This window comes from Aureimonas sp. AU12 (genome assembly GCF_001463705.1).
In the GTDB taxonomy this organism is placed as follows: Bacteria; Pseudomonadota; Alphaproteobacteria; order Rhizobiales; family Rhizobiaceae; genus Aureimonas.
Window position 1 is genome coordinate 20,706 of the sequence record NZ_BBWH01000045.1, and the last position, 6,464, is coordinate 27,169.

At 66.2% G+C, this 6,464-nt stretch carries 6 protein-coding genes; 1 reads left to right on the top strand and 5 read right to left on the bottom strand.

Going from position 1 to position 6,464, the window contains the following annotated elements:
- Positions 1–334: 334 nt before the first annotated feature.
- The 4 genes from sbmA to AUL33_RS22320 all read right to left on the bottom strand — a co-directional run bounded on the left by sbmA (position 335) and on the right by AUL33_RS22320 (position 4,415).
- A complete protein-coding gene (gene sbmA / locus AUL33_RS18565; protein ID WP_062211847.1) occupies positions 335–1,579 on the bottom strand; it encodes a peptide antibiotic transporter SbmA in 1,245 nt (414 codons plus the stop codon).
- Between the two features lie 82 nt (positions 1,580–1,661).
- Positions 1,662–2,663 (bottom strand): endonuclease/exonuclease/phosphatase family protein, encoded by a 1,002-nt coding sequence (locus AUL33_RS18570; protein WP_062211849.1) that lies wholly within the window; start codon positions 2,661–2,663, stop codon positions 1,662–1,664.
- Positions 2,663–4,165: an AMP nucleosidase gene (locus tag AUL33_RS18575; protein ID WP_062211851.1), complete on the bottom strand. Its 1,503-nt coding sequence runs from the start codon at positions 4,163–4,165 to the stop codon at positions 2,663–2,665. The genes AUL33_RS18570 and AUL33_RS18575 overlap by 1 nt, the downstream gene beginning before the upstream one ends.
- Before the next feature lie 91 nt (positions 4,166–4,256).
- Positions 4,257–4,415, bottom strand: coding sequence for a hypothetical protein (locus AUL33_RS22320; RefSeq protein ID WP_156419492.1), 159 nt, complete (start codon positions 4,413–4,415; stop codon positions 4,257–4,259).
- 182 nt (positions 4,416–4,597) lie between these two features.
- Between AUL33_RS22320 and AUL33_RS18580 the strand changes: the two genes are divergently transcribed.
- Positions 4,598–5,305 carry a glutathione S-transferase family protein gene (locus AUL33_RS18580; RefSeq protein WP_062211854.1) on the top strand — a complete coding sequence of 236 codons (708 nt, stop codon included), beginning with the start codon at positions 4,598–4,600 and terminating at the stop codon, positions 5,303–5,305.
- A 180-nt stretch (positions 5,306–5,485) separates the two neighbouring features.
- Here the strand turns inward: AUL33_RS18580 and AUL33_RS18585 are convergent.
- Positions 5,486–6,464: porin (locus AUL33_RS18585; RefSeq protein ID WP_062211857.1), on the bottom strand; the 979-nt coding region annotated here is incomplete at its 5' end.

A 6,464-nucleotide genomic window follows, 5' to 3' on the forward strand; every position in this document is an offset into this window, starting at 1 on the left:
CTCTGGCCCCGCACGCGATTGATGGCCGCAAGCAGTTGGAGGCTCTTGAGGCTGGGCCCAGTCATTCAGACCGCCGTTCACTGTCGTGTCTCGACCGTGAGCGCCGTCGCATCACGCTCCAGAGCCCATCCGTCAGGACCTCAGACTCCCCTATCGTCATCCCGGACTTGATCCGGGATCCATGCCTGAACGCGTTCGAAGTGACGCGGCCATGATGCCGGCCAAGGTTTGGCATGGATCCCGGGTCAAGCCCGGGATGACAAGCGTTGGATTTGGTTGAGGCATTGCCAGGAAGCAACGCGTCTCGCCCTCCGATCGTTTGCCTCCCTGCACGCTACCCCACCACCACCGCCTCTCCCACCACCGCCTCTCCCACCACCGCCGGATCGGCCCCGCCGATCACGCCCTCGAACGTGCGCAGGCGCTTGTAGATCGAGATCAGCTCGACGATCACCGTCCAGGACGTGACGAGATACTGGAAGGACTCGCGCACCTGCCCGAAGGCGTTGAGGATCTGGTTCATCACGCCGAGGGTGATGGCGCCCACCGCGATCGTCGGGGCGAGGATCAGGTAGGGGAACACCACGTCTGTCTGCAGGTAGAGATAGCGCGCGACGTTGAAGTACATGTAGTGGAAATACAGTCGGAAGTAGTTCTGGCGGACATCGGCGAAGAGCGCACGAACGGTCGGCGGTTGCGCCCGGTCGGCATGGTCCTCGCCGATCACCAGCTCCTTGCGATAGGCCGCCTCGACCTTCTGGTTGCGAAACTCGAGACCGGGCAGGCGGATGCCGACCACGGCGAGGAACGTCGTTCCGAAGACCGACCAGAGCAGCCCGGCCACCACGAGCGCATGCGGCACCTCGCCGACGATGGGCAGCGACTTCACGGCGGCCGAGAGACCGACGAGTATCGGCAGGAAGGCGATAAGCGTCATTACCGCCTGGATCAGGCTGACGCCGAGCGTCTCCACCGTAGTGGAAAAGCGCATCGTGTCCTCCTGCACCCGCTGCGAGGCGCCTTCCACCCGCCGCAGCTCCGCCCAGTGCGCCATGTAGAAGCCGTTCATCGCCTCGCGCCACCGGAAGATGTAGTGGCTGACGAAGAAGGTGGTGAGGACGCTGACCGTCACGCCCGCCAGCGCCAGCCCTGCGAACACGCCCATGCTGGCGAAGATGTCCGCCGCCACGACGGGCCGCGCGTGCGACAGCGCCGCCTGGATGATGTCGTAGAACTGCCCGTACCAGCCGTTGACTGCGACGCTGACCTCCACCTGAAAGTAGGTGAGGAAGAGGATGAACGCCGATCCCAGCACCGACCATCGCATCCACGGGTGCGGCGCAGCCAGCCACCAGACTGCGGCGAAGAGCGCGACGGCGCCAGCGAAGTAGACGTCGAACCAGAGGTAGGACGCCGACCAGAAGATGGAGAGACCCACCGCATCGTCGGCCGGCGGCGCGAAGCCGAGGCGGAGCCCGAGATCGCGGTCGGCCCCGTACCAGAGCCCGATCGCGATGACGGTCCACAGCATCACGGAGAGGAAGAAGACGCGGGGGCGCGGGAAGAACGACACGAACATGGGAGCTCACCGGTCACGTTTCCGGCATCCTCGCAGAGCTTCGCGTCGGCAGCACCTTAAGGTGTGTTCAGGAAACGGCCCCTCAGCGCGAGACCACCGCGACCGGCGGCGGCGCGGCCGGGCGGGCCACCGTGAAGCGCACGAGCACCGGCAGATGATCGGACTGCGTCGGCGCCAGGGTACCGATCGACAGGACGGCGATCTCGGGCGAGGCGAGGACGTTGTCGATCGGCAGGCCGAACCAGCGGGCCGGAAGCGCGGGAAAATCGTAGTTCATCCAGCTCGGTCCGATACCCCGCATCACGGACAGTCCGCCGGCGCCTGCCAGCGTCGTGACGGCGGCGCTCCACGGAACGGCGTTGAAATCGCCACCGAGCAGAACCGGCTTGGAAAGGTCCGGCAGAATCGAGCGCAGGCGCGCGATCTGCTGCCAGTGCTTGTGCGGCCATGGCCATTCGAGATGGAGGGCCGCGAGCGTCACGGCCTGTCCGTTGAAATCGACGCTTCGGGCGACGAGCCCATCCTTCGGCTCGCAGACGTCGAGGCCGGACGAGGGCAGGAACGGGCGCCGGGACAGGATGCCGCTTCCGCCGACGCCGTAGGAACCGCAGAACGCCTGATAGGGATAGACCGCCTTCAACGCCTCGAACGCGCCGCGCCAGTCGTCCGTGACCTCCTGAAGCGTGACGACATCAGGCCGCGTGTCGGCGATCACGCGAAGCGCGGGGCTTCGATCCGGGGCGTTGAACCGCAGGTTCATCTGCAGCATCGAGTAGACCGGCGTGCCGGCCGAGGGCTCGGCCGTGCCCGACGGCGGCAGGAGGAACGGCAGGGTCGTCACCAGACCGACGCCTGCCGCGACGAGGCCGATCACCGCCGCCATCGGACGCCGAATGGCGAGGGACAGCAGCGCGAGCACGAGGACTACCACGCTCAAATGCGCGCGAAAATGCCCCACGCTGTCGAAGGCCTCGACGGACGAGCCGAAGAAGCCGAAGGCGATCGACACGGCGCCAATGATCGTCGCGGCCGCCACGATCGCACCGGCGATCGTGCGGGGTCGAAACCGGGATGTCGCCGCCATTACTGGAAGGCCGTCTCGAAGAAGGAGCGCAGCTTGCGGGAATGCAGCTTCTCGTGCGGCATGTCGGCCAGACTCTGCATCGTGCGGATGCCGATCTCCAGATGCTGCGCCACCTGCCGCTTGTAGAATTCGGTGGCCATGCCCGGCAGCTTCAGCTCGCCGTGCAGCGGCTTGTCGGAAACGCAGAGCAGCGTGCCGTAGGGCACCCGGAAACGGTAGCCATTGGCCGCGATCGTCGCCGATTCCATGTCGAGGGCGATGGCGCGCGACTTCGACAGACGCTCCACCGGCTCGGTCTGGTCGCGCAGCTCCCAGTTGCGGTTGTCGATCGTCGCCACCGTGCCGGTGCGCATGATCCGCTTGAGGTCGTAGCCTTCGAGGCCGGTGACGTCGGCCACCGCCTGTTCGAGCGCCACCTGCACCTCGGCGAGCGGCGGGATCGGCACCCAGACCGGCAGGTCGGCATCGAGCACGTGGTCCTCACGCACATAGGCATGGGCGAGAACGTAGTCGCCGAGCGCCTGCGTGTTGCGGAGCCCGGCGCAGTGGCCGAGCATCAGCCAGGCGTGTGGGCGCAGCACAGCCACGTGGTCGGTGATCGTCTTGGCGTTGGAGGGCCCGACGCCGATATTGACCATGGTGATGCCGCTGCCGTCCGGCCGCGTCAGGTGATAGGCCGGCATCTGCGGCAGGCGCGGCGGCGCGAGGCCGCTGATAGGATCGGGCGACCCGGCGCGTGTCACGACATTGCCGGGCTCGACGAAGCTGCCGTAGCCGCGCCCGCCATCCTCCATCAGCTTGCGCGCCATCATGCAGAACTCGTCGACATAGAACTGGTAGTTCGTGAAGAGGACGAAGTTCTGGAAGTGGCGCGGGCTCGTCGCGGTGTAGTGGGCAAGGCGCAGCAGCGAGTAGTCGATGCGCTGCGCGGTGAAGGGCGCCAGCGGCATCGGCTCGCCCGGCAGCGGTTCGAAATTGCCGTTGACGATGCGGTCGTCGGTGGCCGCGAGATCGGGGACGTCGAAGATGTCGCGCAGCGGCTTGTCGAGCTTCTCGGCCAGCGCGCCATCGACATAGGTGCCCTCGGGCAGGGCGAAATGCAGCGGGATCGGCGTCTGCGAGGGGCCGATGAGAATGGGGCGCCCGTGATTGCGGAGGAGGAGCTCGAGCTGCTCCTCCAGATAGGGGCCGAAGAGATCCGGCCGGGTGATCGTCGTGGCGTAGCGGCCGGGTCCGGGCACGAAGCCGAAGGAGAGGCGCGAGTCGATCCGCGCGTGACCGACCGTGTGGATCGAGACTTCCGGATAAAAGGCGCGATAGCGGCGCGCGGTGTCGCTCGTGGTCAGCACCTCGTCGAACCGCTTGCACAGAAACTGCACGGCCTCGTCGTAGAGCCGCGTCAACTCGATGACCGCGCTCGCGGCGTCGCTGAACAGGCGGGCGTCCTGCGGCACGGGCGACAGGATGTGGGGGACGGAGGGTCGGGTGGAAAGTTCGCTCATGACGTCCCATACAGAACCCGGTGCGACCGGGGAATGACGCCGCGCGCAAATTCGAAGGGGCGGACCATCCGCCGCTTCGTCGCCGCCCGGCTCAGTTGACGGAGGGCCGAGCGCAGACCGCGCCCTGGTCGTAGCAGCCCGCGCTCGCCGCCATCGGGCCGTCGCGTCTCAGCTCGGACTGGACGAGCGACGAGAAGCCGACGGCGAAGAGGGCCATCAGGCAGGTGATGATCGACAGGCGAAGCACCATCGCGCGAACTCCGAAAAAGCAATGGCACGATGATGGCACGGGCAAACTGAACCGGGGCTGGAACGGTGCTTCAGCGCCGGTTCAGGACAAGCGGCATTTGTCGGGCGTCGCCGCGCGTGGCGCCCCGATGTATCCCGCCCGCTGGCGCCCTAGCTTAGGGCCTTCCGAAGCTGGAGACTGCCATGACGGACCAGACGCAACCGATCGAACTTCACTACTGGCCGACGCCGAACGGCTGGAAGGTCAGCATCCTCCTCGAGGAGCTCGGCGTTCCCTATGAGCTGAAGCTCGTCAACATCGGCGTGGGCGACCAGTTCAAGCCCGAATTCCTGGCGATCTCGCCGAACAACCGGATGCCCGCCATTGTCGATCCCGAAGGGCCGGGCGGTCAGCCGATCTCGGTGTTTGAGTCCGGCGCCATCCTGCAGTATCTCGCGCGCAAGTTCGGGCGCTTCTATCCGAACGACGAGCGGGCGCGCGTCGCCGTCGACGAATGGCTGTTCTGGCAGATCGGCGGGCTCGGGCCGATGGCGGGGCAGGCGCACCATTTCCGGCAATATGCGCCGGAGAAGATCGCCTACGGCATCGACCGCTACACGAACGAGGTGAACCGGCTCTACGGCGTGATGAACAAGCGCCTCGACGGGCGCGACTTCCTCGCCGACGCCTATTCGATCGCCGACATGGCCTGCATCGGCTGGATCGTGCCCCACGCCAACCAGGGTCAGGATCTCGACGACTTCCCCAACCTCAAGCGCTGGTTCGAGGCGATGAAAGCGCGGCCTGCGGTGGAGCGGGGGCTGGAGGTCGGCAAGGCCGAACGCGAGAAGCTGAATCTCGCCAGCGACAAGAACGCCCAGAGCGTTCTCTTCGGCCAGAAGGCACGCTGACGGCACGGGTATCCGGACGCAGGAGAACCGTGCCGAACGAGGTCGGCACGGTTCTCTTCATCGCAGGTTTGGCCGCCGGTGGACGAAGCCTTTGGCCGGCATCGACTGGAGATCGCTTTATGGTGCCCTCGAAAGGGCCGAGACGGGCGGCGGGATCAGACCCGCCGCCCGTCGATCGCATTAGAAGTTGCGCTGGAAGCGCAGGAAGCCGGAGACCTGATCGGTCTCGCCGACCGGACCGCCGAAGTCGACGTTCTTGTACGAGACTTCGCCGAGCGTGGCGAAGTTGTTCGTGACCTGGTAGCCGACGTTCAGGACACCGGCGTAATACGTGCCGTTGTCGACGATGCGCAGGCCGTTGCGGGTGTTGAACAGCGAGACGTCGAAGGTCTCACCGTACTGGCCGGAGACGGCGAGGCCGAGCTTGCCGAACGCCTGGGCGTAACCCGCACCAGCGGCCCACTCAAGGGTGATCGGAACGCCAGCGGTCGTGAACTGCGAAGCCGAGATCGACGAAACCGAGTCGATGCCGACGATGCCGGCGTAGATCGTCGGGTCGAAGGCGTAGTGACCTTCGATCTTCAGCTGCGACTTCGGTGCGATCAGATCCTTCAGCAGGATACCGCCCTTGAGCGCGAAGGCATCGTTGTTGCCGTCCTGCAGCAGCGTCGGATAGACGCCGACGAGGTTGATCGCGATGCCGTTGAGGGTCACGGCGCGCAGATCTTCGCGGTTGTAGGTCTCGTCGTAGACGCCGGAGATGTAAGCACCGCCCCAGGCACCCGAATAGACGAGCTTGGCGTGGACGTCCGGAACGACGTCGCCGGTGCGGTCGTCTTCAGCGCCGATCGAGGCCGAGAAGCCGTTCGCGGCGAAGGTGTAGGAGACCTGGTTGGTCTTGATGTCGCCGACCACGAGGTCCGTGTCGGTGAGCAGGCCGTCTTCCAGACCGCCGATACCCGACGACCACAGCGTGTCGCGGTAACCCATGAGCAGGCCGCCGAGCTGGATGTAGGCCTGGTCGATATCAACGCCGTTGTTGGCACCGGCGGTGTTGGTGGCCTGCAGACGGGCGAAGGCGCGCAGGGTGCCGAGCTCGGTCTCTTCGCGGGCGTCGAAGTTGAGGCGGGCGCGAACGCGGGTGCCGACCTGATACTCG